General features: G+C 71.6%; 19 protein-coding genes and 1 pseudogene. 4 read left to right on the top strand and 16 right to left on the bottom strand.

The features are described 5' to 3' along the window. Positions 1–3: 3 nt before the first annotated feature. From ACSHXN_RS27175 to hrcA, 6 genes are all read right to left on the bottom strand, one after another. Entirely contained in the window at positions 4–561 is a 558-nt protein-coding gene (locus ACSHXN_RS27175) for a hypothetical protein (protein WP_355139363.1), read from the bottom strand. A 107-nt stretch (positions 562–668) separates the two neighbouring features. Further along, positions 669–1,061, bottom strand: a complete 393-nt coding sequence (locus ACSHXN_RS27170; protein WP_355139361.1) for a VOC family protein — start codon at positions 1,059–1,061, stop codon at positions 669–671. A gap of 16 nt (positions 1,062–1,077) precedes the next feature. After that, the gene (locus tag ACSHXN_RS27165; protein ID WP_355139359.1) at positions 1,078–1,818 is read right to left on the bottom strand and encodes a 16S rRNA (uracil(1498)-N(3))-methyltransferase; all 741 of its coding nucleotides are present in this window, start codon (positions 1,816–1,818) and stop codon (positions 1,078–1,080) included. Further along, entirely contained in the window at positions 1,815–2,936 is a 1,122-nt protein-coding gene (locus ACSHXN_RS27160; RefSeq protein ID WP_355139357.1) for a nitronate monooxygenase, read from the bottom strand. Before ACSHXN_RS27160 ends, ACSHXN_RS27165 begins: the two co-directional genes overlap by 4 nt. A gap of 148 nt (positions 2,937–3,084) precedes the next feature. After that, on the bottom strand, positions 3,085–4,221 hold the full coding sequence (gene dnaJ / locus ACSHXN_RS27155) for a molecular chaperone DnaJ (RefSeq protein ID WP_331267116.1): 1,137 nt from the start codon (positions 4,219–4,221) through the stop codon (positions 3,085–3,087). Further along, on the bottom strand, positions 4,222–5,241 hold the full coding sequence (gene hrcA, locus ACSHXN_RS27150; protein WP_355139355.1) for a heat-inducible transcriptional repressor HrcA: 1,020 nt from the start codon (positions 5,239–5,241) through the stop codon (positions 4,222–4,224). It lies immediately after the preceding gene. Between the two features lie 610 nt (positions 5,242–5,851). Here hrcA and ACSHXN_RS27145 point away from each other — a divergent pair. Beyond that, positions 5,852–6,655, top strand: coding sequence for a DUF3097 domain-containing protein (locus ACSHXN_RS27145; protein WP_438303889.1), 804 nt, complete (start codon positions 5,852–5,854; stop codon positions 6,653–6,655). A gap of 115 nt (positions 6,656–6,770) precedes the next feature. On the opposite strand, the gene hemW is transcribed toward ACSHXN_RS27145, so the two are convergent. Both hemW and ACSHXN_RS27135 read right to left on the bottom strand, forming a co-directional pair. Continuing rightward, positions 6,771–8,003 carry a radical SAM family heme chaperone HemW gene (gene hemW / locus ACSHXN_RS27140; RefSeq protein WP_356114595.1) on the bottom strand — a complete coding sequence of 411 codons (1,233 nt, stop codon included), beginning with the start codon at positions 8,001–8,003 and terminating at the stop codon, positions 6,771–6,773. A gap of 40 nt (positions 8,004–8,043) precedes the next feature. Next, positions 8,044–9,969, bottom strand: coding sequence for a SpoIIE family protein phosphatase (locus tag ACSHXN_RS27135; RefSeq protein ID WP_355139350.1), 1,926 nt, complete (start codon positions 9,967–9,969; stop codon positions 8,044–8,046). A 102-nt stretch (positions 9,970–10,071) separates the two neighbouring features. On the opposite strand from ACSHXN_RS27135, the gene ACSHXN_RS27130 reads away from it, so the two are divergent. Together ACSHXN_RS27130 and ACSHXN_RS27125 are read left to right on the top strand one after the other, a co-directional pair. After that, complete coding sequence (locus ACSHXN_RS27130) at positions 10,072–14,244, top strand: HAMP domain-containing protein (protein ID WP_438303886.1); 4,173 nt, start codon at positions 10,072–10,074, stop codon at positions 14,242–14,244. A gap of 11 nt (positions 14,245–14,255) precedes the next feature. Further along, positions 14,256–14,854, top strand: a pseudogene (locus ACSHXN_RS27125) (response regulator). Here the strand turns inward: ACSHXN_RS27125 and ACSHXN_RS27120 are convergent. Beyond that, positions 14,851–16,725, bottom strand: a complete 1,875-nt coding sequence (locus tag ACSHXN_RS27120) for an AMP-dependent synthetase/ligase (RefSeq protein ID WP_355137681.1) — start codon at positions 16,723–16,725, stop codon at positions 14,851–14,853. The pseudogene ACSHXN_RS27125 and the gene ACSHXN_RS27120 sit on opposite strands and share 4 nt — an antisense overlap. Positions 16,726–17,004: 279 nt before the next feature. Next, positions 17,005–18,873: a translation elongation factor 4 gene (lepA, locus tag ACSHXN_RS27115; protein WP_355137679.1), complete on the bottom strand. Its 1,869-nt coding sequence runs from the start codon at positions 18,871–18,873 to the stop codon at positions 17,005–17,007. A 298-nt stretch (positions 18,874–19,171) separates the two neighbouring features. Between lepA and rpsT the strand changes: the two genes are divergently transcribed. Next, the gene (gene rpsT, locus ACSHXN_RS27110; protein WP_055515178.1) at positions 19,172–19,438 is read left to right on the top strand and encodes a 30S ribosomal protein S20; all 267 of its coding nucleotides are present in this window, start codon (positions 19,172–19,174) and stop codon (positions 19,436–19,438) included. A gap of 210 nt (positions 19,439–19,648) precedes the next feature. Here the strand turns inward: rpsT and holA are convergent, their stop codons facing one another. The 6 genes from holA to ACSHXN_RS27080 form a co-directional block, all read right to left on the bottom strand. Continuing rightward, positions 19,649–20,635 (bottom strand): DNA polymerase III subunit delta, encoded by a 987-nt coding sequence (gene holA / locus ACSHXN_RS27105; protein WP_356294030.1) that lies wholly within the window; start codon positions 20,633–20,635, stop codon positions 19,649–19,651. 84 nt (positions 20,636–20,719) lie between these two features. After that, positions 20,720–20,965 (bottom strand): hypothetical protein, encoded by a 246-nt coding sequence (locus ACSHXN_RS27100; RefSeq protein WP_355137675.1) that lies wholly within the window; start codon positions 20,963–20,965, stop codon positions 20,720–20,722. Between the two features lie 65 nt (positions 20,966–21,030). After that, the gene (locus ACSHXN_RS27095; RefSeq protein ID WP_356111407.1) at positions 21,031–21,870 is read right to left on the bottom strand and encodes an arylamine N-acetyltransferase family protein; all 840 of its coding nucleotides are present in this window, start codon (positions 21,868–21,870) and stop codon (positions 21,031–21,033) included. Between the two features lie 4 nt (positions 21,871–21,874). Then, complete coding sequence (locus tag ACSHXN_RS27090; RefSeq protein WP_438303881.1) at positions 21,875–24,451, bottom strand: ComEC/Rec2 family competence protein; 2,577 nt, start codon at positions 24,449–24,451, stop codon at positions 21,875–21,877. Beyond that, a complete protein-coding gene (locus ACSHXN_RS27085) occupies positions 24,448–25,575 on the bottom strand; it encodes a ComEA family DNA-binding protein (RefSeq protein WP_356111411.1) in 1,128 nt (375 codons plus the stop codon). The genes ACSHXN_RS27090 and ACSHXN_RS27085 overlap by 4 nt, the downstream gene beginning before the upstream one ends. A gap of 193 nt (positions 25,576–25,768) precedes the next feature. After that, positions 25,769–26,620 (bottom strand): DegV family protein, encoded by an 852-nt coding sequence (locus ACSHXN_RS27080; RefSeq protein WP_355137667.1) that lies wholly within the window; start codon positions 26,618–26,620, stop codon positions 25,769–25,771. Positions 26,621–26,644 lie beyond the last annotated feature (24 nt).

Here is a 26,644-nt window from a genome sequence, read left to right as displayed (position 1 = left end):
ACGTCACTTGCCCCGCACCGGCCAGCAGGTCGGGTCGCCCTGGCACCAGATCGTCTTCGTGACGGTGACGGTGGGCCCGGGCTGCCCGGGAGCGGTCGGGCGGAACGTGACGGGTGGAATCGGGGTGCCGGCGGCGTTGCAGTCGCCGAGGCCGCTCACGCGGAACCAGCGCCTGCCGCCCACGGTGGCCGTGAGGTTCCCGCGGACGCACTTGCCGTCGACGGCGCGGGTGACCCTGCCCGTGACGGTGATGTCCCTCTTGTCGTCGGTCTGGCCCTGGCAGTCGACGGTGACGACGGTGCTCGCGGACGGCGCGGGCGTCCGGCCGGAGGTGGAGGATCTGCTGCCGTAGTCGCCCACGCAGCTCAGCCAGCGCACGTTCACATGCTGCCGTTCCAGTTGCCTGGTCGCGGTCTGGTCGGTCGTGTAGGCCACCGACGCGGAACTCAGATCACCGGGTTGGCAGGCGACGGCTCCGCCCGCGGTGACCAGCACGGCCCCGGTCACGGCGACGAGCCGCCCGCCTCCGGGGCGCCGCCGGATCCGTCTCAATACCCCCATGGAGGGCAGCCTGCCACTCCACGGCGCAGGGGGACAGGGCGCATACAGCCATGTGCACGCCCCCGTTCACTCCCACGGGATGTGTGCCGCCGCGCGCCGAAGGATCGTCAGGGGAGCAGCAGGAGCCACTCCTGGAGCTCCACCAGGTTGCCCTCCGGGTCCTTGAGGTGGGCGACACGCATGCGGTCGGTCATGGGGGCCGGACCGTGCAGAAGGGTCGCGCCCCGGGACGTGATCTGCTCGCAGTACGCGTCCAGGTCGTCCACCCGCAGCACCACGAGCGAACGGTGGCCGCTGGCCTCGTCGGACAGCTCACCGAGGACCCCGGCCATCATCGACCGGTCCTGCAGCGCGATGCCCGCCGAACCGGTGGCGGGGCTGAACTTCTCGTACGGTCCGTCCACCGCTCCCGACTGGGGCTTGAGTCCGAGGACCTCCGCGTAGAACCGGTAGCACTCGGCGAAGTCCGAGACCAGCAGTCGTATCTGTGCGAGTTCCATGGAACGCCCCCGTGGGTCAGGACCAGCGGCCCGTACGGCCGAGCAGCAGAGCGGCCGCCGCGGTTCCGGCGGTCGATGTACGCAGGACGGTACGCCCCAGCCGGAACGCCCTCGCACCCGCGTCCGCGAAAAGCGCCAACTCCTCGGGAGCCACGCCTCCTTCGGGCCCGACGACCAGCACGATCCGGCCCTCCGCGGGCAGGTCCACCGTCGCCAGGGGCTCGTCGCCGCTCTCGTGCAGGACCGCGGCGAGATCGGCCTCTGCCAGAAGTTCCGCCACCTGCTTGGTGGTCGCGGCGTCCGCGACCTCGGGGAAGCGCACCCGGCGCGACTGCTTGCCCGCCTCGCGGGCGGTGGCCCGCCATTTGCCGAGCGCCTTGAGCCCGCGGTCGCCCTTCCACTGCGTGATGCACCGGGAGGCCGCCCAGGGGACGATCGCGTCCACCCCGACCTCGGTCATCGTCTCCACGGCCAACTCGCCCCGGTCGCCCTTGGGCAGCGCCTGGACGACGGTGATGCGCACCGCCGGCGGGGGCTCCTCGTGGAGGGACTCGAGGTCCATGACCACCAGCCGGTCCTTGCCCTCGGCCGTTTTCACCACGCCCTCGGTCCACCGGCCGTGTCCGTCGGTGAGGACCACGTCCTCACCGGGCCGCAGCCGTTTCACCGACACCGCGTGCCGGCCCTCCGGTCCGTCGAGCACGAACTCCGGGCCGATTCCGTCGAGTCGGTCCACGACGAAGACGGGAGCCGTCATCGCCCGGCACCGCCTCTCGACAACGCTGTCGCCGCCGCCTCCAGTTCGGCCGCCAGCACCTCCACCAGTTGCCCGGCGGGCAGTTCACGGGCCTGCCGGTGCCCCTGCCCGGCCCACAGCCCCATGCCCTGTGCGTCACCCGCCGCGGCGGCCGCCTTGCGCAGCGGACCGGTGAGGTGGTTGATCTCCGGGTACGCGGCCGGCGCGTAGGGTCCGTGTTCCCGCATGAAGCGGTTGACCAGACCGCGGGCCGGGCGCCCGCTGAACGCGCGCGTCAACTCCGTCCGCACGAACAGGGGATCGGTCAGCGCCTGCTTGTGCAGGGGGTGGGCCCCGGACTCGGGGGTCGCGAGGAAGGCCGTGCCCAGCTGCGCGGCGCTCGCACCCGCGGCGAGCACCGCGGCGATCTGGCCGCCGCGCATGATGCCGCCGGCCGCCACGATCGGGATGCCCACGGTCTCGCGCACCTGTGACACAAGGGCCAGCAGACCGATGCCGGATCCGTCGTTCTCCTGGATGTCCCGGTGGGTGCCCTGGTGTCCGCCGGCCTCGACGCCCTGCACGATCACCGCGTCCGCGCCCGCCTCCTGCACGGCGCGCGCCTCGTCCGGGGTGGTCGCGGTGACAAGGGTGAAGGTGCCCACGCGACGCAGGGAGTCCAGGACCTCCGCAGTGGGGACCCCGAAGTGGAACGAGACGGCCGGCACCGGGTTGTCGAGGAGAACGGCGAGCTTGACGTCGTAGCCGTCGTCGCGGCCGCTGTCGGGGTCGCCGAGTTCGGTCTCGTACCAGGCGGCCTCACCGGCGAGCTGGTTGGCGTAGACCTCCACGGCCGCGGCGGAAGGCAGCGCGGCGCCGGCCGCTCCGGTGGAGCCGCCGCCTGCACCGGGATACTCGGGTTGCGGCATGAACACGTTCACACCGAAGGGTCCGTTCGTCAGCCCGCGGAGCTGCTTGATCTCCTGGTACATGCCGTCGGCCGTCTTGTACCCGGCAGCGAGGAATCCCAGGCCGCCGGCGTCGGTCACGGCGGCGGCGAGCTGCGGCACGGAGACGCCGCCCGCCATGGGGGCCTGCACGATCGGAAGGCGGAGGAGATCGGTCAGCGCGGAGGACATGACGGCATGTTGTCACGTCCCCCGAACAAGTCCGAATCCGGCCTTCCCCTGGCATATGCCAGGGGAAGGAACAACGCATCAGGACGATGGGTGAAGGTCCGCGGGCAGCGGAATCCGGCCTACGGAACGCCGGGCGCCCGCCCGTCGGTCAGCGCCCGTTGAACGCGTCCTTCAGCCGTGAGAACAGCCCCTGCTGACCCGGCTGGAACTGCCCCTGCGGCCGTTCCTCGCCGCGCAGCACCGCCAGCTCGCGCAGCAGGCGCTCCTGCTCGGGGTCCAGCTTCGACGGCGTCTGCACCTCGACGTGGACGATCAGATCGCCGCGCCCGCCGCCGCGCAGATGCGTGACACCGCGGGTGTGCAGGGGGATCGACTGCCCGGACTGCGTGCCGGGACGGATGTCGACCTCCTCCAGGCCGTCGAGCGTCTCCAGCGGGACCTTCGTGCCGAGGGCCGCCGCCGTCATCGGGATGGTGACCGTGCAGTGCAGGTCGTCCCCGCGGCGCTGGAAGACCGAGTGCGGCAGCTCGTGGATCTCCACGTACAGGTCACCGGCGGGACCGCCGCCGGGGCCGACCTCGCCCTCGCCCGCAAGCTGGATCCGGGTGCCGTTGTCGACGCCGGCGGGGATCTTGACGGTGAGCGTCCTGCGGGAGCGCACCCGCCCGTCGCCCGCGCACTCGGGGCACGGGTTCGGGACGATGGTGCCGAAGCCCTGGCACTGCGGACACGGCCGGGACGTCATGACCTGGCCCAGGAAGGACCGGGTGACCTGCGAGACCTCACCGCGGCCGCGGCACATGTCACAGGTCTGCGCGGAGGTGCCGGGTGCGGCGCCCTCGCCGTTGCAGGTGTTGCAGACGACGGCGGTGTCGACCTGGATGTCCTTCGTCGTGCCGAAGGCCGCCTCGTCGAGCTCGATCTCGAGCCGGATCATGGCGTCCTGGCCCCGGCGGGTGCGTGAGCGCGGTCCGCGCTGCGACGCCGTGCCGAAGAAGGCGTCCATGATGTCCGAGAAGTTCCCGAAACCGCCCGCGCCGAAGCCGCCCGCACCGGCGCCGCCCGCCTGGGACAGCGGGTCGCCACCGAGGTCGTAGACCTGCTTCTTCTGCGGGTCCGACAGCACCTCGTACGCGGCGTTGATCTCCTTGAACCGCTCCTGCGTCTTGGGATCGGGGTTGACGTCCGGGTGCAGCTCGCGGGCGAGCCGGCGGAACGCCTTCTTGATCTCCTCCTGCGACGCGTCGCGGCGCACGCCGAGTACGGCGTAGTAGTCCGTGGCCACTTACGACTCCGCCAGGATCTGTCCGACGTACCGTGCCACCGCTCGTACCGCTCCCATCGTTCCCGGGTAATCCATGCGGGTCGGTCCGACCACGCCGAGTTTCGCTACTGCTTCGCCGCCCGAACCGTAGCCCACGGAGACGACGGACGTGGAGTTGAGTCCCTCGTGCGCGTTCTCGTGACCGATACGCACCCGCATGGCCGGATCCTTCGCCTCGCCCAGCAACTTGAGGAGCACGACCTGCTCCTCGAGCGCCTCGAGGACGGGGCGGATGGTGAGAGGGAAGTCATGCCCGAAGCGGGTGAGATTGGCGGTTCCGCCGATCATCAACCGCTCCTCGGTCTCCTCCACGAGTGTCTCCAGCAAAGTGGAGAGCACCGTAGCGACCGTACTGCGGTCCTCCGGCTCCTCGAAGGCCTCGACCAGGTCCTGCACGAGCAGCGGGACGTCCGCGAAGCGGCGGCCGGCGACCCGGCTGTTGAGCCGGGCGCGCAGGTCGGCCAGCGACGCCTCGCCGAACGGCGCGGGGCAGTCGATCATGCGCTGCTCGACCCGGCCGGTGTCCGTGATCAGCACGAGCATCACGCGTGCGGGCGCCATCGACAGCAGCTCGACATGGCGCACCGTGGAGCGCGTCAGCGAGGGGTACTGCACGACCGCGACCTGCCGGGTGAGTTGCGCGAGCAGCCGCACCGTGCGCGTGACGACGTCGTCGAGGTCGACGGCGCTCTCCAGGAAGCTCTGGATCGCGCGGCGCTCGGGCGGGCTCATCGGTTTGACGGCCGCGAGCTTGTCGACGAAGAGGCGGTAGCCCTTGTCCGTGGGGATGCGTCCGGCGCTGGTGTGCGGCTGGGCGATGTAGCCCTCCTCCTCCAGCACGGCCATGTCGTTGCGGACGGTGGCCGGGGAGACACCGAGCTTGTGCCGTTCGGTGAGGGCCTTGGAACCCACCGGCTCCTCGGTTCCCACATAGTCCTGGACGATGGCGCGCAGCACCTCGAGCCGGCGTTCACTGAGCATCGCGCACACCTCCAGTGTCCCCTTGGCGCTTCCCTGGCACTCTGTGCATGCGAGTGCCAACATCCCGGAGCAAGTGTACGGCGGTCGGGTACGCCCCCGGCAAGGGCGGCAGCGCCGTCGTACCCACGCGTTCCGACCCGTCGTACCGACGTGTACCGACCTGTCCCGGGGTGTCCCCGCCGCGCGGGCACCCACGACACCGCCGCACGGCGGTGTCGTGGGAAGGGCGAGGACGGAGGGCGGCCGGTCCGGGGACCGGGCGTCCACGCCCTCCGGTCCGAAACGGCACGGCCGGACCGGTCGCGGGAGAGCGGGCGGGCCCACGCGATCGAGGCGGGTCGGGCGCCCGGACGAGGGCGCACCCCGTACGCCCGGGCGCCGCGGCCTGTGGCGCCCGCGGGCACGGAACGGCGTGTGACGTATCTCGCGCTCACGGGCGTGAGGTTGCCCGGAGCGCTCGTCCTCGCCGGCCGCCGCGTCTGCCCGGGAAGGGTCGCGACGGCCCTCCACGGGGCCCGGGTCCCGCGCGCCGCGGGCAAGGCGGCTCGCCCCGGCGTGTCGTGGCGCCCCGTACGCCTTGCGGGTTCGCGGTTCTCCTATCGTCATCCGAATGCGCCAGTATTCGCCGGACCTGACTCCGCCGTGGAAGAAGCCCAAGCCCGTGCCGGAGGTCCCGGCGGACCCCGGTCTGGTGGTCGAGGAGCCGCGCACCGGCTTCTGCGGTGCGGTGATCCGCTGCGAGGCGGGCACGGTGACCCTGGAGGACCGCTTCGGCAAGCACCGGGTGTTCCCCCTGGAGCCGCGCGGCTTCCTGCTGGAGGGCCGGGTGGTGACGCTGGTGCGCCCGTCGAAGGTGCCGGTACGCCCCACGCGTACGGCGTCGGGCTCGGTGGCGGTCCCCGGGGCCCGCGCGCGTGTCGCCCGTGCCGGCCGCATCTATGTGGAGGGCCGCCACGACGCGGAACTGGTCGAGCGGGTGTGGGGCGACGACCTGCGGATCGAGGGTGTGGTCGTCGAGTACCTGGAGGGCGTCGACGACCTGCCGTCGATCGTCTCGTCGTTCTCCCCCGGCCCCGACGCCCGCCTGGGCGTCCTGGTGGACCATCTGGTCCCCGGCACGAAGGAATGGCGCATCGCGGAGTCGGTGACGAGCGAGCACGCGCTGGTGGTCGGGCATCCCTACATCGATGTCTGGGAGGCCGTGAAGCCGTCGTCGGTCGGCATCAGGCAGTGGCCGCGCATCCCGCACGGCGAGGACTGGAAGAAGGGCGTGTGCCGGGCCCTGGGCTGGCCGGAGAACACGGGTGAGGCCTGGCAGCGGATCCTGTCGCGGGTGCGGTCCTACAAGGATCTGGAGCCGGAGCTGCTGGGCAGGGTGGAGGAGCTGATCGACTTCGTCACGGCACAACCGTGAGCACCGGCCGGGCGACGACCGGCCCTCCGACGCCGTCAGGACGCCGCCACCCCGCCGACCGGGCCGGGGCCCGAACCGCCGCGCGGTGGCCGGCCCCGCCCGGTGATCAGTCCGATCAGTCCACCAGGTCCCGCACCACACCGTCCGCGAGCAGCCGCCCCCGCAACGTCAGTACGGCGCGCCCCTCCCCGTACGGACCCTCCTCCAGCAGCCCGTCCGCCAGCGCGCGGCGCGAGGCCGCGAGCCCCGCATCCCGCAGCAGCGGCAAGGGAACGCCCTCCCGCAGCCGCAGCTCCAGCAGGATGCGTTCGACCCGCCGGTCCTCGCCCGTCAGGACCTCGCGTCCGGCGCCCGGGGAGCGCCCCTCCGCGAGGGCCGCCGCATAGGCCCCCGGATGCTTCACGTTCCACCAGCGCACCCCGCCCACGTGGCTGTGGGCGCCGGGGCCCGCACCCCACCAGTCGGCGCCGCGCCAGTACAGCTCGTTGTGCAGGCAGCGGGCGGGCTGCGACGTCGCCCAGTTGGAGACCTCGTACCAGTCGTAGCCCGCCGATCCGAGCATCTCGTCCGCGATCAGGTAGCGGTCCGCGTGGACGTCGTCGTCCGTCATCGGGATCTCGCCCCGGCGTATGCGGCGCGCGAGCTGCGTGCCCTCCTCGACGATCAGCGCGTAGGCCGAGATGTGGTCGGGCCCCGCACCCAGTGCCGCCTCCAGCGACGCCCGCCAGTCGTCGTCCGACTCGCCCGGCGTGCCGTAGATCAGGTCCAGGTTCACGTGCGCGAAGCCCGCCGCCCGCGCCTCGGCCACACACGCCTCGGGGCGGCCGGGCGTATGCGTGCGGTCCAGGACCTTCAGGACGTGCGGACGCGCGCTCTGCATGCCGAAGGAGATCCGGTTGAAACCGCCCTCGCGGAGCGTGGCGAGATACCGCTCGTCCACCGACTCCGGGTTGGCCTCCGTCGTCACCTCTGCGTCGTCCGCGAGCCCGAACTCGTCGCGGATCGAGCCCAGCATCCGTACCAGGTCCTCCGCGGCGAGCAGCGTCGGCGTACCGCCCCCGACGAAGACCGTGCGCACCTCGCGCGGGTCGTCGCCCAGCACCTTGCGGGCCAGCCGGACCTCGTCGATCAGCGTCTCCGCGTAGTTGTCGCGGGACGCCAGAACTCCGCCCGTGCCGCGCAGCTCCGTCGCGGTGTAGGTGTTGAAGTCGCAGTAGCCGCAGCGCGTGGCGCAGTACGGCACGTGGAGATAGAAGCCGAGGGGACGCCCGGCGGCCCCGGCCAGGGCGTGTGCGGGCAGCGCCCCGTCGTCGGGTACGGGCTCACCGTCGGGGAGTGCGGAAGGCATGTCCTCCATTGTCCCGTACCGCCGGAACTCCTCACCGCGCTCACTCCGCCTGCAGGACCAGCAGCGCGAGATCGTCCTCCGGGGGCTTCGCTCCGAAGTCGTGCACCAGTCCCCTGATCCGCTCCGCGATCCGCTGCGCGCTCAGCCCGGCGCAGCCGGTGAGCGCCGCCGCAAGCCCGTCCGCGTCGTCGAACTGCCGGGGGCCGCTGCGCCGCTCCGTCACCCCGTCCGTGACGCACAGCAGGGTGTCGCCGGGGTGCAGCTCGAAGGTCTCGCAGGCGTACGCCACGTCCTCCACGACCCCGAGCAGCGTCTGCGGCCGCGCCACGGCGCGTACGTCGCCGTCCGGGCCCAGGGCCAGCGGCAGCGGGTGCCCGGCCGAGGCCAGTGTGCAACGCACCCCGCCCTCGAAGGGGACCAGCTCGCCGTACAGGAGGGAGAGGAAGCGGGCGTGCGGGCCGTCGTCGACGACCGGCACGGGAGCGCCGGCGGCCACCAGCGCACGCGCCGCCGCGTCCGCGGCCTCCGTCGCGTCGTCCAGGAGGAGCTGGTTGAGGCGGTCCAGGACGTCGGGGACGGCGTAGCCCTCACGGGCCAGCAGCCGCAGCCAGGGCCGGGCCAGGCCGATCACGACGGCCGCCTCGGGGCCCTTGCCCTGGACGTCGCCGAGCGCGAAGCACCAGCGCCCGTCGCCGGCCGGGAAGATGTCGTAGAAGTCGCCGCTCGGGCCGCCCTTGTCGCAGGGCTCGTACACGAGGGCGCTGCGCAGCCCGGGGATCTCGGCGACCGCGCCGGGCAGCAGGCCCCGCTGCAGCACCCGGCTGATCGTGGCCTGGCGGGCGTACTGCCGGGCAGCCCCGATGGCCAGTGCCACACGGCGGCTCAGATCCTCCACGAGCCCGGTGACCTCGTCCGGGAAGCGCAGCAGTCCGGCCCGCCCGATGACGAGCGTGCCCAGCGGCCGGCCGCCGGCGATCAGCCGGTACGCCAGCGCGGCCCCCGTCGCCCCGCGCGGCCCCAGCGCCTCGCCTGGCCACGGCACGGGAACGGCCCTTGAGCGCACAGAGTCGGGCACCCGGGGCGGGTCCTTCTCCAGCGACCGGCGCAGCTCCTCGATCCGGTTCTCACTGCCGTGCCACACGCGGGCCAGCCGGGTCCCCGGGGCGACCGCGGTCTCGGGCCCCTGCCAGCCGGTCGCCTCGTCCTCCAGCCACACCGCGCACCAGTCGGCGAGCCGCGGCACGATCAGCTGCCCGGTGAGCGCGGCCACCAGGTCCTCGTCGAGCTGTCCGGCGAGCAGATCGGAGGCCTCCGCGAGGAACGAGAGGGCCCCGCGGCCCCGCCAGTCCGGGTCGTGCCCGCCTCGCGCGGTCTCGGCGAAGGCGGAGAGGTCGGGCCCGAGCAGTTCGGCCGCGCTCGGCCCGCTCTCGCAGCCGTACGCCTCGAGGGTGTCCTCGGCGTCGCGGGCGCCGTCGAGGGGCAGCAGGGCCCAGACCGTCTTGGTGCCGGTGCGGTAGGTGATCCCCCAGGCCGTGGAGAGCGTGGACACGAGGCGCAGGCCGCGCCCGTACTCGGGTATGCCGTACGGGCGTTCCGAGCCGTCGTCCCGTACCGCCCGGGAGGGGTGGTGGTCGGAGACCTCGACGACCAGGCCGGCCGGTTCGTCCTCCGCCTCCTTCAGCCGGCAGGCCACGTCGACGTCCGTGCCGGCGTGCACGACGGCGTTGGTGACCAGTTCGCTGACGACGACCAGCGTGTCGTCGATCAACCGCTCGGTGAACGTGTCCGGTTCGGCGGCCCGGGCCCAATCCTCCAGGGCCGCGCGGACGAACCGGCGCGCGGCACCGGCCGCGAGCGGGCCCCCGGGCAGCGTCGTACGCACCACCGCGCGCAGGTCCGCGCCTTCGGGCACAGGCACATCAGGGGCTCGGGAGATGGTCTCCCTTTGCGTGGGAATGGCCCCCATGGACAGCTCCCCGAGCAGTTGGGACGAATACGCCTCTGACGATGCGGACAGAGTGACAGACTGGCCGCGCCCATAAGCACCGAGTTACCGAAGTGGGCCGGCATGAGTGAGAACAGTGCTACAGATGTGTTCGAAGACGGACAGATTCGAGCATCGGATCTCCGTCCCCTGCTCGCTGCGATGACGGCTGCCCGGGACGGCGACTTCACCAAGGTGCCGGAGGCGGGCCACGGCCTGGTCGCCGAACTGGGCGCCGTCTTCAATCAGATCGTCGACCGGAGCACGCACTTCAACTCGGAGGTCCAGCGGGTCAAGCGGGAGCTGGTGCGGCACGGCCGGCTCGACGAGCGGGTCTCGGCGAGCCCGGGCCAGGGATCCTGGACCTCCCGCGTCGACGCCGTCAACCAGGTGCTCGACGCCCTGGTGGCGCCGGCGGCCAACGCGACGCGGGTGCTCGACGCGGTGGCCGGCGGCGATCTGACGCAGCGGGTCGATCTGCACGACGGCAGCCGCCAGCTGCGCGGTGATCTGCGTCGTCTCGGCCGCGCGGTCAACAGGATGGTCGACCAGCTGTCGCTGTTCACCGGCGAGGTGACACGGGTCGCCCGTGAGGTCGGCACCGAGGGGCGGCTCGGCGGCCGGGCCAAGGTGCGGGGTCTTTCGGGCAGTTGGCGGGACGTGACCGAGGCGGTCAACACGATGGCCTCCCGCCTGACGGCCCAGGTCCGGGACATCGCCCTGGTGACGACGGCGGTGGCGCGCGGCGACCTGACCCGCACGGTGACGGTCGAGGCGACGGGTGAGCTGCTGGAGCTGAAGCTCACCGTGAACACGATGGTGGACCAGCTCTCGGCGTTCGCCGACGAGGTGACCCGGGTGGCCCGCGAGGTCGGCACCGAGGGCCAGTTGGGCGGACGCGCCCAGGTGCGGGGCGTCAGCGGGGTCTGGAAGGACCTCACCGACAACGTCAACTTCATGGCCTCGAACCTGACCTCGCAGGTCCGCAACATCGCGCAGGTCACCACGGCGGTCGCCAACGGCGACCTCAGCCAGAAGATCACGGTGGACGCCCAGGGCGAGATCCTGGAGCTGAAGTCCACGATCAACACGATGGTCGACCAGCTCTCCGCGTTCGCCGACGAGGTGACCCGGGTCGCCCGCGAGGTCGGCACCGAGGGCAACCTCGGCGGTCGGGCCCAGGTCCGGGGCGTCTCCGGGGTCTGGAAGGACCTCACCGACAACGTCAACTTCATGGCGGACAACCTGACCTCCCAGGTGCGCAACATCGCGCTCGTGTCCACGGCGGTCGCCCAGGGCGACCTCGGAAAGAAGATCACGGTCGAGGCGAAGGGCGAGATCCTGGAACTGAAGTCGCCCATCAACACGATGGTCGACCAGCTCTCCGCGTTCGCCGACGAGGTGACCCGGGTGGCCCGAGAGGTCGGCACCGAGGGCAACCTCGGCGGTCAGGCCCAGGTGCGCGGGGTGAGCGGGGTCTGGAAGGACCTCACCGACAACGTCAACTTCATGGCGCTCAACCTCACTTCGCAGGTCCGCAACATCGCCCAGGTGACGACCGCCGTCGCCAACGGCGACCTCTCCAAGAAGATCACCGTCGACGCCCGCGGCGAGATCCTCGAGCTCAAGGACACCGTCAACACGATGGTGGAACAGCTGCGGGCCTTCGCGGACGAGGTCACACGCGTGGCCCGCGAGGTCGGCACGGACGGCAGACTGGGCGGCCGGGCCCAGGTGCGGGGCGTCAGCGGAGTCTGGAAGGACCTCACGGACAACGTCAACTACATGGCGGACAACCTGACCTCCCAGGTGCGCAACATCGCCCAGGTCGCCACCGCCGTCGCCCAGGGCGACCTGTCGAAGAAGATCGACGTGGACGCCCGCGGCGAGATCCTGGAGCTGAAGACCACCATCAACACGATGGTCGACACCCTCTCGTCCTTCTCCTCCGAGGTCACCCGCGTGGCCCGGGAGGTCGGCAGCGAGGGCCAGCTCGGCGGCCAGGCACGCGTCGAGGGCGTCTACGGCACCTGGAAGCGCCTGACGACCAACGTCAACGAACTGGCCCTCAACCTGACGACCCAGGTCCGCGCGATCGCCGAGGTGGCCTCCGCGGTGGCCCAGGGCGACATGTCCCGGTCGATCACGGTGGAGGCGCGCGGCGAGGTCGCCGAGCTCAAGGACGACATCAACCTGATGGTGGCCAACCTCCGCGAGACCACCCGGGCCAAGGACTGGCTGGAGTCGAACCTCGCCCGGCTCGCGGCGCTGATGCAGGGCCACCGCGATCTGATGGAGGTCGCCGACCTGATCCTGCGGGAGCTGACCCCGCTGGTGAAAGCGCAGTACGGCGCCTTCTACCTGGCCGACCCCGACGAGGACGGCGCCTCGGTGCGCACCACGGTGCCCGCGAAGGGGCTCGCGTTCATCGCCGGTTACGGTGCCGCGCAGGAGACGACGGTCGAGACCGGCGGCCTGCCGGTGCACGGTCTGGTCCGTCAGGCGGCGCGGGAGAAGCAGCGGATCCTCGTCGAGGAGGCCCCGCCGGACTACATCAAGATCAACAGCGGGCTCGGTGAAGCGGCCCCGACCAGCGTGGTGATCATCCCGATCCTCTTCGAGGACAAGCTGCTCGGCGTCATCGAGCTGGCCTCCTTCTCCCGCTTCTCCGACGTCCATCTCGCGTTCTTCGACCAGTTCGTGAACACGATCGGCGTCGCGATCAACACCATCATCGCCAACTCCCGCACCGAGTCCCTGCTCGGCGAGTCCCAGCGGCTGGCCATGCAGCTCCAGGAGCGCTCCGACGAACTGCAGAAGCAGCAGGCGGAGCTTCAGCGCTCGAACGCCGAACTGGAGGAGAAGGCGGCGCTGCTGGCGACGTCGTCGCAGTACAAGTCGGAATTCCTGGCGAACATGTCGCACGAGCTGCGCACACCCCTGAACTCCCTGCTGATCCTGGCCCGCCTGCTCTCCGACAACCCGGACGGCCATCTCTCCGACCAGGACGTGCAGTTCGCGACGACGATCCACCGCTCGGGCTCGGACCTGCTGCAACTGATCAACGACATCCTCGACCTGTCGAAGATCGAGGCCGGCCGGATGGACGTACGTCCCAAGCGGCTTCCGCTCATCAAACTGCTGGACTACGTCCACGCCACCTTCCGCCCGCTCACCCTCGACCGGGGACTCGCCTTCGAGGTCACCGTGGGGCCCGACGTGCCGCGGGAGATGCACTCGGACGAGCAGCGGCTCCAGCAGATCCTGCGCAATCTGCTCTCCAACGCGATCAAGTTCACCGCCACCGGCAAGGTCGAGCTCACGGTCGACCTCGTCAAGGACCCCGACCACCGCCACACCGGCGAGAACACCGACACGGCGATCGCGTTCGCCGTCTCCGACACGGGCATCGGTATCGCACCCGAGAAACTCCCGGTGATCTTCGAGGCGTTCCAGCAGGCCGACGGCACGACCAACCGCAAGTACGGCGGCACGGGACTGGGCCTGTCCATCAGCCGGGAGATCGCCGGCCTGCTGGGCGGGAAGATCATCGCGGAGAGCGCTCCCGGCCAGGGGTCGACGTTCACGCTGTACGTGCCCGTGGTCGGCCCCGGGCACACGGCGACCGGCCCGACACCGCAGGAGCAGCAGGCGCCCGTGCCCGAGCAGCTGTCCGCCGAGCACTGCGCAGGGCCCGACACCGACGACGCCTGGCCCGCGCCGACCAAGCTGGAGGCGTGGAAGTCCGGCCGGGCGGGGCAGGTGCTCCCGGGCCGGCGGGTGCTGATCGTGGACGACGACATCCGCAACGTCTTCGCGCTCACGCATGTCCTCGGCCGTGTCGGCATGCCGGTGCTGTACGCGGAGAACGGCCGTGAGGGCATCGAGGCGCTGGAGCGCCATCCGGACGTCGAACTCGTCCTGATGGACATCATGATGCCGGAGATGGACGGCTACGAGACGATCTCCGCCGTCCGCCGCACGCCCCACTGGGCGGACCTGCCCATCGTCGCGCTGACCGCGAAGGCGATGCCCGGCGACCGCGAGAAGTCCATCGCGCGCGGCGCCAACGACTACGTACCCAAACCCGTCGACGTCGACCGGCTGCTGACCGTCGTCTGCGCCCTCCTGGACCCGGACGGAGCGGAGTCCCGCGGCCGGGGCGCGATCGGCTGCGACACGGGGCCGGAGCAAAGCGCCGGGGCCGAGGGAGCGAGCGCCCCCGAACGGTCCGCCGTCCTCCCGTTCGACGAGTGAGGGACCGTCACATGCCCGCTGAGGAAGCGTCCGAGGACAGCGCGAGCATCCTCCTCGTCGACGACATTGAGGACAACCTGACGGCGCTCGAGCGGTCCTGCGGCCGCTCAACGAGCCGCTGGTGCATGCGCGTTCGGGCGAGGAGGCGATGAAGGCGCTGCTGCGGCGGCGCTTCGCCCTCGTCCTGCTGGACATACGGATGACCGGCATGGACGGATTCGAGACCGTGGCGCACATCAAGCGGCTCGACCAGACCAAGGACGTCCCGATCATATTCCTGACCGGCTCCGACGCCGACGCGGGCTAAGCCTTCCGCGGCTGTACGACCGGGGCCGCCGACTGCCTCGCCAAGCCCTTCGACCCGTGGGTGCTGAGCGCGAAGGTGTCCGTGTTCCTGGACCTGCACCGCAAGAACCGGCAGCTGGAGCGGATGCCGACCCGGGAACGGACGCACTGCGCGGAGCTGGGCGGCCGACTGGCGGCGCTGGAACAGTCACTGACCGGGGACGGTCCCCCGGACCTCGTCGAACTGCGTGCGCTGGTCCGGGAGTCACGGCGACTGGTGACCGGGGACCGGATGTTCGGCCCGTGCCCCCGGCCGTCGTCCTAGGCCTCGCGCGCGCCGGCGTACATCTCGTCGATCAGGTGCTTGTACTCCCGCTCGACGACGGGCCGCTTCAGCTTCAGGCTCGGCGTGATCTCGCCGTGCTCCACGTCGAGGTCCCGCGGCAGCAGACGGAACTTCTTGACGGTCTGCCACTTCTGGAGCCCCTCGTTGAGCTGCTTGACGTACCCGTCGACCATCTCGACCGTGGCCGGCGCGGCCACGATCTCGGCGTACGACCTGCCTCCCAGCCCGTTCTCCTTCGCCCACTCCAGGACGGACACCTCGTCGAGGGCGATGAGCGCGGTGCAGTAGTTCCGGTCGGCGCCGTGCACAAGGATGTTGGAGACGTACGGGCACACCGCCTTGAACTGGCCCTCGACCTCGGCGGGCGCGATGTACTTGCCGCCGGACGTCTTGATGAGGTCCTTCTTGCGGTCGGTGATCCGCAGATAGCCGTCGGGCGACAGCTCTCCGATGTCACCGGTGTGGAACCAGCCGTCCGCCTCCAGCACCTCGGCGGTCTTCTCCGGCAGCCCGTGGTAGCCCTCCATGATGCCGGGGCCGCGCATCAGGATCTCGCCGTCGTCCGCGATACGCACCTCGGTGCCGGCCAGCGGCTTGCCGACGGTGCCCGTGCGGTACGCCTCACCCGGGTTCACGAAGGAGGCGGCGGAGGACTCGGTGAGGCCGTAGCCCTCCAGGATGTGGATGCCGGCGCCGGCGAAGAAGTACCCGATCTCGGGGGCGAGGGCGGCGGAGCCGGAGACGCAGGCGCGCAGGTTGCCGCCGAACGCCTCCCGGATCTTGGCGAAGACCAGCGCGTCCGCGACCTTGTGCTTGGCGGCGAGTCCGAACGGCACTGCATGCGTACCGGTACGGCGGAAGGTGTCCTGGGAGACCTTGGCGTACTCCCGGGCGACCCCGGCCGCCCACAGGAAGATCTTGTACTTCGCGGCGCCGCCCGCCCGTGCCTTGGCCGCGACCCCGTTGTAGACCTTCTCGAAGATGCGCGGTACGGCCGCCATGTAGGTCGGCTGCACGACCGGCAGATTCTCGATGATCTTGTCCACGCGGCCGTCGACGGCCGTGACGTGGCCGACCTCGATCTGACCGGAGGTGAGCACCTTGCCGAAGACATGCGCGAGCGGCAGCCACAGGTACTGCACGTCGTCGGCGCCGACCAGCCCGGTCGCCGCGATCGCCTTGGCCATGTACGCCCAGTTGTCGTGCGGCAGGCGCACGCCCTTGGGACGGCCGGTGGTGCCGGAGGTGTAGATCAGGGTGGCGAGCTGGTCCTTGGTGATCGCGCCCACCCGCTCCTTGATGAGCTCGGGGTGCTGCTCGAGGTAGGCGGCACCGCGCGACTCCAGCTCGGCCAGGGAGAGCACCCAGCCGCCCGTCTCGACACCCTCGGGGTCGATCACCACGACATGGGTGAGCGCGGGCAGCTCCGCACGCTTCTCCCGCACCTTCGCCAGTTGCTCCGCGTTCTCCGCGATGAGCACCCTGCTCTCGGAGTCGGAGAGGATGAAGGCCGACTCATCGGCGTTCGTCTGCGGGTAGACCGTGGTGGTGGCCGCTCCGGCGCAGAGGATGCCCAGGTCGGCGAGGATCCACTCGACCCGCGTCGAGGAGGCGAGCGCCACCCGCTGCTCCGGCTGCACGCCCAGCTCGATCAGTCCGGCCGCGATCGAGAAGACCTGCCCGGCCGCCTCGGCCCAGCTCAGCGACTTCCATTCGTCCGGGCCCTCGCCGGAGGCGACCGGTACCGGGTACCGGTAGGCCTCGGCGTCGGGCGTGGCCGCCACGCGCTCCAGAAAGAGGGCCGCCACGGACGGCGGACGGTTCTCGATCAAGGTCTGTGTGTCGCTCACGACATCCTCCGGGCCCGCGACGATGCGGCTGACTCATGCTGGCTGGCTCATTGCGACTGGCTCGATGCGGCTGGCCGGTCTGCGCCTGCTGTCACTCCGGCGCAGTTGTTTAACTCACCAGTAACTACCGAGCAGAGATCAGAGTAGAGCCCGACCGCCCGGTGCGTAAGAGGCGGTGGCCTGTCACTTCCTACAGAGAGCGACGGGGAGCACGCACAGGGGCCCGCCGCACTTTCGTACGACGGGCCCCTGTTCGGCCGATTTTCCGGAGCTCCCCGGTTACTTCTTGCCCTTGGCCGACCCCGCACTGTCATCGCTGGACAGCACCGCGATGAAGGCCTCCTGGGGAACCTCCACGGAACCCACCATCTTCATCCGCTTCTTGCCCTCCTTCTGCTTCTCCAGCAGCTTCCGCTTACGGGAGATGTCACCGCCGTAGCACTTGGCGAGGACGTCCTTGCGGATGGCACGGATGGTCTCGCGGGCGATCACCCGGGAGCCGACGGCGGCCTGCACCGGCACCTCGAAGTTCTGCCGCGGGATGAGCTCCTTCAGCTTGGCGACCAGCCGGACACCGTATGCGTACGCCTGGTCCTTGTGGGTGATCGCCGAGAAGGCGTCCACCTTGTCGCCGTGCAGCAGGATGTCGACCTTCACCAGGGAGCTGTCCTGCTCGCCGGTGGGCTCGTAGTCGAGGGAGGCGTAGCCCCGGGTCTTGGACTTCAGCTGATCGAAGAAGTCGAAGACGATCTCCGCCAGGGGCAGTGTGTAGCGGATCTCGACGCGGTCCTCGGACAGGTAGTCCATGCCGAGCAGGGTGCCGCGGCGGGTCTGGCACAGCTCCATGATCGCGCCGATGAACTCGGTGGGCGCGAGAATCGTGGCCCGTACGACCGGCTCGTACACCTCGGCCAGCTTGCCCTCGGGGAACTCGCTCGGGTTGGTGACCGTGTGCTCCTCGCCGTCCTCCATGATCACGCGGTAGACCACGTTGGGCGCGGTGGCGATCAGATCGAGCCCGAACTCGCGCTCCAGTCGCTCGCGGACCACGTCGAGGTGGAGCAGACCGAGGAAGCCGACACGGAAACCGAAGCCGAGGGCGGCGGAGGTCTCGGGCTCGTAGACGAGCGCGGCATCGTTGAGCTGGAGCTTGTCGAGCGCCTCGCGCAGGTCCGGGTAGTCGGAGCCGTCGAGCGGATACAGACCCGAGAAGACCATCGGCTTCGGGTCCTTGTAGCCGCCGAGGGCCTCCGTGGCGCCCTTGGCCTGGCTGGTGATGGTGTCACCGACCTTGGACTGGCGGACGTCCTTCACACCGGTGATGAGGTAGCCCACCTCGCCGACACCGAGGCCGTCGGAGGGGAGCATCTCGGGCGAGCTGACGCCGATCTCCAGCAGCTCGTGGGTCGCGCCGGTGGACATCATCCTGATGCGCTCGCGCCTGTTGAGCTGTCCGTCGACGACACGCACGTAGGTGACGACGCCGCGGTAGGAGTCGTAGACCGAGTCGAAGATCATCGCGCGGGCGGGCGCGTCCACGACGCCCACCGGCGCCGGGATCTGCTCGACGACCTTGTCCAGCAGCGCCTCGACGCCCAGGCCCGTCTTGGCGGACACCTTCAGGACGTCGTCGGGCTCGCAGCCGACGAGGTTGGCGAGCTCCTCGGAGAACTTCTCCGGCTGCGCCGCCGGCAGGTCGATCTTGTTGAGCACGGGGATGATCGTGAGGTCGTTCTCCATCGCCAGATAGAGGTTGGCGAGGGTCTGCGCCTCGATGCCCTGGGCGGCGTCGACGAGGAGGATCGTGCCCTCGCAGGCGGCGAGCGACCGCGAGACCTCGTAGGTGAAGTCGACGTGCCCAGGGGTGTCGATCATGTTGAGGATGTGGGTACTGCCCGGGTCGTGGGTCGGGGCCCACGGCAGACGCACCGCCTGGGACTTGATCGTGATGCCGCGCTCGCGCTCGATGTCCATGCGGTCGAGGTACTGAGCGCGCATCTGCCGCTGCTCGACGACGCCGGTGAGCTGGAGCATCCGGTCGGCGAGCGTGGACTTGCCGTGGTCGATGTGCGCGATGATGCAGAAATTGCGGATCCTGGCCGGGTCGGTACGGCTCGGCTCGGGCGCATGGGTAGGGGTCGCGGGCACGCAGGGTCCTGATTCTTGAGGCGTCCGCAGCGTCTGCGGTCTCGGGTCGGAACGATACGTAGCCTCCATCGTCCCATGCGCGGGACACTGCGACCGGTTTGGGCCATGTCGGACCGGAACGGGAGGCCGGATCCGGGGGCGGCTCGGCGGTGCGGGCGACCGGTTTGGGCGGCCCTGAGCCCGGCTGGTAGCCTGGGTGGCTGTGCCTCATGCCCTCTCAGCGCGAGGTACCTCTTCAAGAAATCACCGGCGCGTGAGGCGGTCAGCCCCACGTGCCTGAACCTGTAAAGGCTCATTCGTGGCGAACATCAAGTCCCAGATCAAGCGGAACAAGACGAACGAGAAGGCGCGCCTGCGCAACAAGGCCGTCAAGTCCTCGCTCAAGACCGCGATCCGCAAGGCTCGCGAGGCCGCTGCCGCGGGCGACGCCGAGAAGGCCACCGAGTACCAGCGCGCCGCCGCGCGTCAGCTCGACAAGGCCGTCTCGAAGGGCGTCATCCACAAGAACCAGGCCGCCAACAAGAAGTCGGCGCTTGCTTCGAAGGTCGCGTCCCTCAAGGGCTGACACTTGATTTGACGCCGGAGGGAACCGAGCGGGCCCTCTCTCATCCGCTCCCCTCTGGCACTCCGGGTTCGTACGCGGCCTGCGTTCGCCACGCGGGTACGAACCCACCAGCTTGAGATCCGAGAGCCCCGCCGCCGCCCTTCCCCAGGGCGGCGGCGGGGCTCTCGGTTCACGCCCGTCCGGCTTGCGCGCGACGCCGCGGCTCCCGGCTCACGCCCGCCCCCTCGACCGCGCCGCCCGCGCGATGATGACGACGGCCTTCTCCAGGGCGTACTCCGGATCGTCCCCGCCGCCCTTGACTCCTTCGTCGGCCTCGGCCACCGCCCGCAGGGCGACCGCCACTCCGTCCGGCGTCCATCCCCGCATCTGCTGCCGCACCCGGTCGATCTTCCACGGCGGCATGCCCAGCTCCCGGGCGAGGTCCGCCGGACGTCCGCCGCGCGCCGACGACAGCTTCCCGATGGCCCGCACCCCCTGTGCGAGGGCGCTCGTGATCAGGACCGGCGCGACCCCGGTGGCCAATGACCATCTGAGGGCCTCCAGCGCCTCCGCCGCCCGTCCCTCGACCGCCCGGTCCGCGACGGTGAAGCTGGACGCCTCGGCCCGCCCCGTGTAGTACCGCCCGACCACCGCCTCGTCGATGGTCCCCTCGACGTCCGCGGTGAGCTGCGACACCGCCGAGGCCAGCTCCCGCAGATCGCTGCCGATCGCGTCGACGAGGGACTGGCACGCCTCCGGGGTCGCGGCGCGCCCCTGCGCCCGGAACTCCCCCCGCACGAACGACAGCCGGTCGGCCGGCTTCGTCATCTTGGGGCACGCCACCTCCCGCGCCCCCGCCTTGCGCGCGGCGTCGAGCAGTCCCTTGCCCTTGGCGCCGCCCGCGTGCAGCAGCACCAGCGTGATCTCCTCGGCCGGAGAGCCGAAATACCCCTTCAGCTCCTTGATCGTGTCGGCCGACAGGTCCTGCGCGTTGCGCACGACCACGACCTTGCGCTCGGCGAACAGCGACGGACTGGTCAGCTCCGCGAGCGTGCCGGGCTGCAACTGGTCGGAGGACAGATCCCGTACGTCCGTGTCGGCGTCGGCGGCCCGGGCGGCGGCCACCACCTCCTGCACGGCTCGGTCCAGCAGGAGGTCCTCCTGGCCCACGGCGAGGGTGACCGGGGCGAGAACGTCGTCATTCGTCTTCTTGGCCATCACGGACAGCATCGCACGCGGCACCGACAACACGGTCCCGGCGCCCGTGGGCCACAGCCGTGCGCGGGGCGCGGCGCGGCGGGCCTACGGCTCCTCCCGCCAGCCGTCCCACTCCCCCGCGAACGTGTCCAGCTCGTCCGGTTCCAGACGCCCTTCCTCGTCCCGCAGCACCACCAGCCACTGCGCGTCCTCCGCGTCGTCCTCGCCGGCCAGCGCGTCACGGACGATCCGCGGCTCCTCGGCGAGACCGAAGCGTTCCCCGAGCGCCTCCACCACCTCTTCCGCGGCATCGCGGTCGGGCAGCACCAGCACATGTCTCACATCGCTCACGAAGCCATCTTCCGCCACGTTCGTTCCGCCCCGCCCCGCCCCGCGCCCACCTCGGCATGTGCAGGTCACCGCGGTTCGGGTGCCGCGCTGCGGACCGTGGGCACCCGGTCCAACTCGATCCCGAACCGCTCCCGGTAGGTCCGGAGCACCTCCGCGTCGCTCGCCAGGTCCGTCACCTCCTTCTCCCCTCGCGGTGACGTCACCGTCAGACGGCTGCCGCTGAGCGTGATCCGTCCCGCGTCCTCCGTGACCCTCGAGCACACCAGCGACCGCAGGAAGTGCGAGCCGGGCGACGTGCTGCTCCACCAGGCTCCGACGGTGAAGTCCCCGAGCGACCTCGGCCGCAGCTCCAGCCGGTACTGCGGCTTGTCGTCCCACAGCACGTCGAGATCGTCGGCCCGCTCCCCGCCACCGCCCCGCACGCCCGCCTCGTCCGCCCCCGACTCGATCACCCGGAAGTCACCGGCCGGATCACGCTGCTCACCCCGCTCCCCGATCGCCAGCGGATAGTGGCTGTGCGCCCCGAAACCGACGTCCGCCAGCCAGTCGCCACCGTCCACCGTCCGCACACGAAGCGCCAGATGCCCGTACGGCACCTCGAGCCGCCTCTCGTCCCCGTACACCCGGGCGGCGAGCAGTGTGACGTCGAAGCCCAGCGCCTTGAGCAACGCCCCGAACGCGCCGTTGAGTTCGTAGCAGATGCCGCCCCTGTGCCTGCCCACCACCTTGTCGACCAGCTGCTTCTGGTCCAGCACGACTCCCTCACCGAGGTGGATCGACAGGTTCTCGAACGGCACGGTCCGAAGATGGCGCTGATGCAGTTCGCGCAGCACGTCGACGGTGGGCCAGGCGGGATGCTCCACCCCGATCCTGCGGAGGTAGGCATCGATCTGTGCGGAATTCATGACCTCAGTCTCCCGCCACCCTCAGCCCCTCGCCCGCACCGACCACGGCGATCGCCCCGTCCTCGTCCGTGCGCAGCACGAGCGCGCCCTCGCCCCGCAGCGCCGCGACCGTACGGGGAGCCGGATGACCGTACGGATTGCCCTTCCCGCACGAGATCAGCGCGATCCGCGGCGCCACCCTGCGTATGAGCTCCGGATCCTGGTACGCCGAGCCGTGGTGGGCGACCTTGAGAACGTCCACGGGCCCCAGTCCGGCGCCCGCCGGGGACCTCGCCAATGCCTGCTGGGCCGCGGGTTCGAGGTCTCCGAGCAGCAGCAGGCTCAGTCCCGCGGACCGCACGGACAGAGCGACGCTCGCGTCGTTCGGACCGTCCGGGGAGGGGGCGGGGGCCGCGGGCGGCCACAGCACCCGCCAGTCGAGCGTTCCGGTGCGGCGGTGTTCACCGGCCACGGCGCGCGTCAGCGGAATGTGCCGGGCCGCCGCCTGAGCGCGGACGAACACGGCCTGCTCCACCGGCTCTTCGAACCCGGTCGTCTCGATCGCCCCCACCGAGCGCCCCCGCAGCACTCCCGCGAGCCCCGCCACATGGTCGGCGTGGAAGTGGGTGAGCACCAGGAGGGGGATGCGCACGATGCCGAGCGCCGTCAAACACCGGTCGACCAGCACCGGATCGGGGCCCGCGTCCACGACCACCGCCGTGCCGCCGCCCGCCGCGAGCACCGTCGCGTCCCCTTGTCCCACGTCGCACATCGCGAACCGCCAGCCCGGCGGCGGCCATCCCGTGATCACTCGGGTCAGGGGAGAAGGCTGCACCACCACGAGCAGCAGGCCCACGGCGCAGGCGCAGATCAGCAACGGGTGCCTCAGCAGCCGCCGGCCGACGAGCACGACCACCGCCGTCACCATCGCCAGCAGCAGCGCCCCCGCCCAGCTGTCCGGCCAGTCCACCCCGCTGCCCGGCAGCGACGCCCCGGTCCGTGCGATGCCGGCGATCCACCGGGCCGGCCAGCCCGCGCACCGGGCCAGCCCCTCGGCGAGCGGCATCACGAGCGGTGCGGTGGCCAGCGCGGCGAACCCCAGCACGGTGGCAGGAGCGACGGCGAGCTCGGCGAGCAGATTGCACGGGACCGCGACCAGGCTCACTCGCGCGGACAGCATCGCGACGACCGGCGCGCACAGCGCCTGGGCCGCGGCCGCGGCGGCCAGTGCCTCGGCTGCCCGCGGCGGGACGCGGCGCCTTCGCAACGCCGCGCTCCAGCGCGGTGCCACGGTGAGCAGGGCGCCGGTGGCCAGTACGGAGAGCAGAAAGCCGTAGCCCCGGGCGAGCCAGGGATCGTAGAGCACCAGCAGCAGCACGGCCGTGGCGAGCGCGGGGATCAGGGATCTGCGGCGCCCGGTCGCGAGGGCCAGCAGGGCGATCGCTCCGCAGACCGCGGCGCGCAGCACGCTCGGATCCGGTCGGCACACGACCACGAACCCGAGCGCGAGCGCACCGCACAGCAGTGCCGTCCCGCGCAGGGGGATGCCGAGCCGGGCCGCGAGCCCTCGGCGCTCGGCACGCTGTGCCAGTCCGACCGGGCCGATGAACAGGGCCAGCAGGATGGTGAAGTTGCCTCCGCTGACGGCCAGCAGGTGCGCGAGGTCCGTCTTCTTGAAGGCGTCGTCCAACTCGGGCGTCACCCGGGAGGTGTCCCCGACGACCAGTCCCGGCAGCAGCGCCCGTGCGTCAGGGCCGAGCCCTTCGGTGGCCTCGCGCAGCCCGGCACGCAACCCGCCCGCCCAGCGCTGTGTCCCGGACGGCCCGCCCACCACGTCGGGCGGCGCGGCACCCCGCACCCGCAGCACCGCGGCGACGGGGTCGCCACCGGACACCGGGGGCACCAGGCGTGCGGTCACCCGTACTCGCGTGGAGGGCAGCAGGGCGAGCCACGGTGACCGCGCGGGCCCCTTCGCGATGTCGCTCGGGCTCTTCGCGGATGCGACGCGGGTGTGTGTGTCGACGATCACCCGCACCGGCGCCCGCGTCGCGGTCGTGGTCCCGTCCGCCTGTGTCACACGGCTGACCCGGGCGTCGATCAGCACAGCCGGCGGCATCGCGTGATCGCCGCTGATCCTGGACCGGGTCAGCCGCGGATCGGAGGAGACCTCGATCTCCGCGGTCACCTCGGCGTACTGACGCGCGAGGGCGGGAACGGGTCCCCTTCGCAGGTCCGCGCCCTGAAGCCCGGCGGATGCCGCGGCCGACGCGACGCAGAGCAGCACGGCCGCCACGGACACCGCCCTCCACGGGACCCGCACCGGGCCGGCACCCCGCGCCACCGGTCGCCGCGCCGCCCACAGCCCACCCGCCGTCACCAGGCAGGCGACCACAACCCCGCTGACCCACGCGGTCGGCGCGTCCAGGGCCCAGGCGGCCGCGGCCCAGGCGGCGAGCGCGGGCGCCACCATGCGCAGGTCCGTCGGGCCCTCCTGCCGGGGGTGCGGATCCCCCAGCCGGCCGCGGGCCGGGATCCGCACGGCCGGGCGGCCGGAACGGGCCCGTGCGGCCGTGTGCTCGGGGCCGGTCCGCGGCACGCTCATGGTCGTACGAGGTTCCGCAGATCGGCGAAGCGACGCTCGCCGATGCCGTTGACCTCGCGGAGTTCGTCCACCGAGCGGAATCCCCCGTGCCGGGTGCGGTAGTCGACGATGTGCTGTGCGAGGACGGGGCCCACCCCGGGCAGCGCGTCGAGCTGGTCGACGGTCGCCGTGCTGAGGGACACCGGGGCGCCGGGGGCCGCGGATCCCCCGGTGACCGGGCCCGCCGCTCCCGCTCCGCCACCCACGCCGGGCACGGGTGCGGGGGCGCCGACCACGATCTGCTCGCCGTCCACCAGGAGACGGGCACGGTTGAGTCCGTCGGTGTCGGTGCCCGGGCGCACTCCGCCCGCCGCGCGCAGAGCGTCCACGACCCGCGATCCGGCCGGCAGCCGCTGCAGCCCCGGCCTGCGCACCTTGCCGCCGACGTCCACGACGACCGCCACGCCCGCCGGTGTCCCGGCCGCGCCCGGGGACTCAGGCCCGTCCGAAACGCCGGGCTGCGCGAACCGGTTCATGTCCGGGCCGCCGGGCTCGCCGTAGGACGCCGCCGCCCGCACCACCTGAGGTGCCCGCACCTGCTGCGTGCGGCCGGTCCAGAAATGCTGTGCAGCGAAGGCCACCGCCGCGACGAGCAGCACGCTCAGGGCGGCCACGCTCCTCTTCTCCAGCCCGCACCTCGACTGCAGCCACAGCGGCATCCGCTCCCGCACGGCGAGACCCGCCCGCTCCCGCCAACCACCCTCCGCCGCCGCGCTCCCGGGGGCACCGGCACTGCGGATCGTGGGGGCGCCGACGGCTCCCGCGGAGCGGTCGGCCGCGGGCGGCTCCATGGCCCGTCCATACGGAGGGCCGATCCCGCTGCCCGCCGCCGTACGCGCACACGGCTGCTCTGCGCCCCCGTCCGCTCGCGGCGGCCCGTGCCCCAACTCCGGCCGCGCTCCGTTCCCTTCCGTGAAGAGCGCCCCCGCACGCAGACGCAGCGCGTCGGCGGCCCGGGTCCGGTGATGCCCTCGGACGGGCCCCTGTGCATGACGCAGGCGATGGCGCGTACGGCCGTCGGAACCCCGGCCACGGCCGGGCCCGCTCGTGGGCGTCGCTGTGCGTGAACGTGATCGAAGTGCCATGCGCCGAGCATCGGGCACCTCACCGACCTCGCGATGATCTTGGTCAATTCCCGGGGACTACTGCCCGGTTGTGGACAACTCGGTCACCCGCACGAGTAAGGGACACCGCTTCGTCGATGCGGACGCATGTCCCGCCACCCGGCTGCGGAGCACACGGCCCGGAGCATCCGGCACCCGCGGGGCGAGGGCGACGTCATCCCGACACCGGGGACACCACGGCTCCCAGCAGCCCGGGACCCGTGTGCGCCCCGATCACCGCGCCGACCTCGCTCACATGCAGGGCGGCCAGCCCCGGCACCCGTACCCGCAGACGGTCCGCGAGCGCCGACGCCCGTTCGGGAGCGGCGAGGTGGTGGACCGCGATGTCGACCTGCGCGTTGCCCGCGCGTTCGGACACGATCTCCTCGAGCCGGGCGATCGCCCTGGACGCCGTGCGCACCTTCTCCAGCAACTCGATGCGTCCGTCGTTCAGCCGGAGCAGCGGCTTCACGGCGAGCGCCGAACCCAGCAGCGCCTGCGCGGCCCCGATCCGGCCGCCCCGCCGCAGATAGTCGAGCGTGTCGACGTAGAAGTAGGTCGAGGTGCCGGCCGCCCGCTTCTCCGCCGCCGTGACCGCCTCGTCCACGGTGCCGCCGGCCTCCGCGGCCTCCGCCGCGGCCACCGCGCAGAAGCCGAGGGCCATCGCCACCATCCCCGTGTCGACCACACGCACCGGCACGGGGGCCTCTCTGCTCGCGAGTACCGCGGCGTCGTAGGTGCCCGAGAACTCGGAGGACAGATGCAGCGACACGATGTCGGTCGCGCCCGACTCGGCGGCCTTGCGGTAGGTCTCGGCGAAGAGTTGGGGGCTCGGCCGCGATGTGGTGACGGACTGTCGCTTCTGCAGGGCCTGGGCCAGCGACCGGGCCGAGATCTCCGTGCCCTCCTCGAACGCCCGGTTGCCCAGGACCACGGTCAGCGGCACCGCGGTGATGCCGTGGCGCTCCATCGTCCGCGGCGGCAGGTAGGCCGTTGAATCGGTGACGATCGCGACATGGCGGGACATGAGCTGGAGGTTACCTGCCGGAAC

It is taken from the genome of Streptomyces sp. HUAS TT11 (assembly GCF_051553595.1).
GTDB lineage: Bacteria > Actinomycetota > Actinomycetes > Streptomycetales > Streptomycetaceae > Streptomyces.
This window is presented reverse-complemented; position numbering and strand designations above follow the sequence as displayed.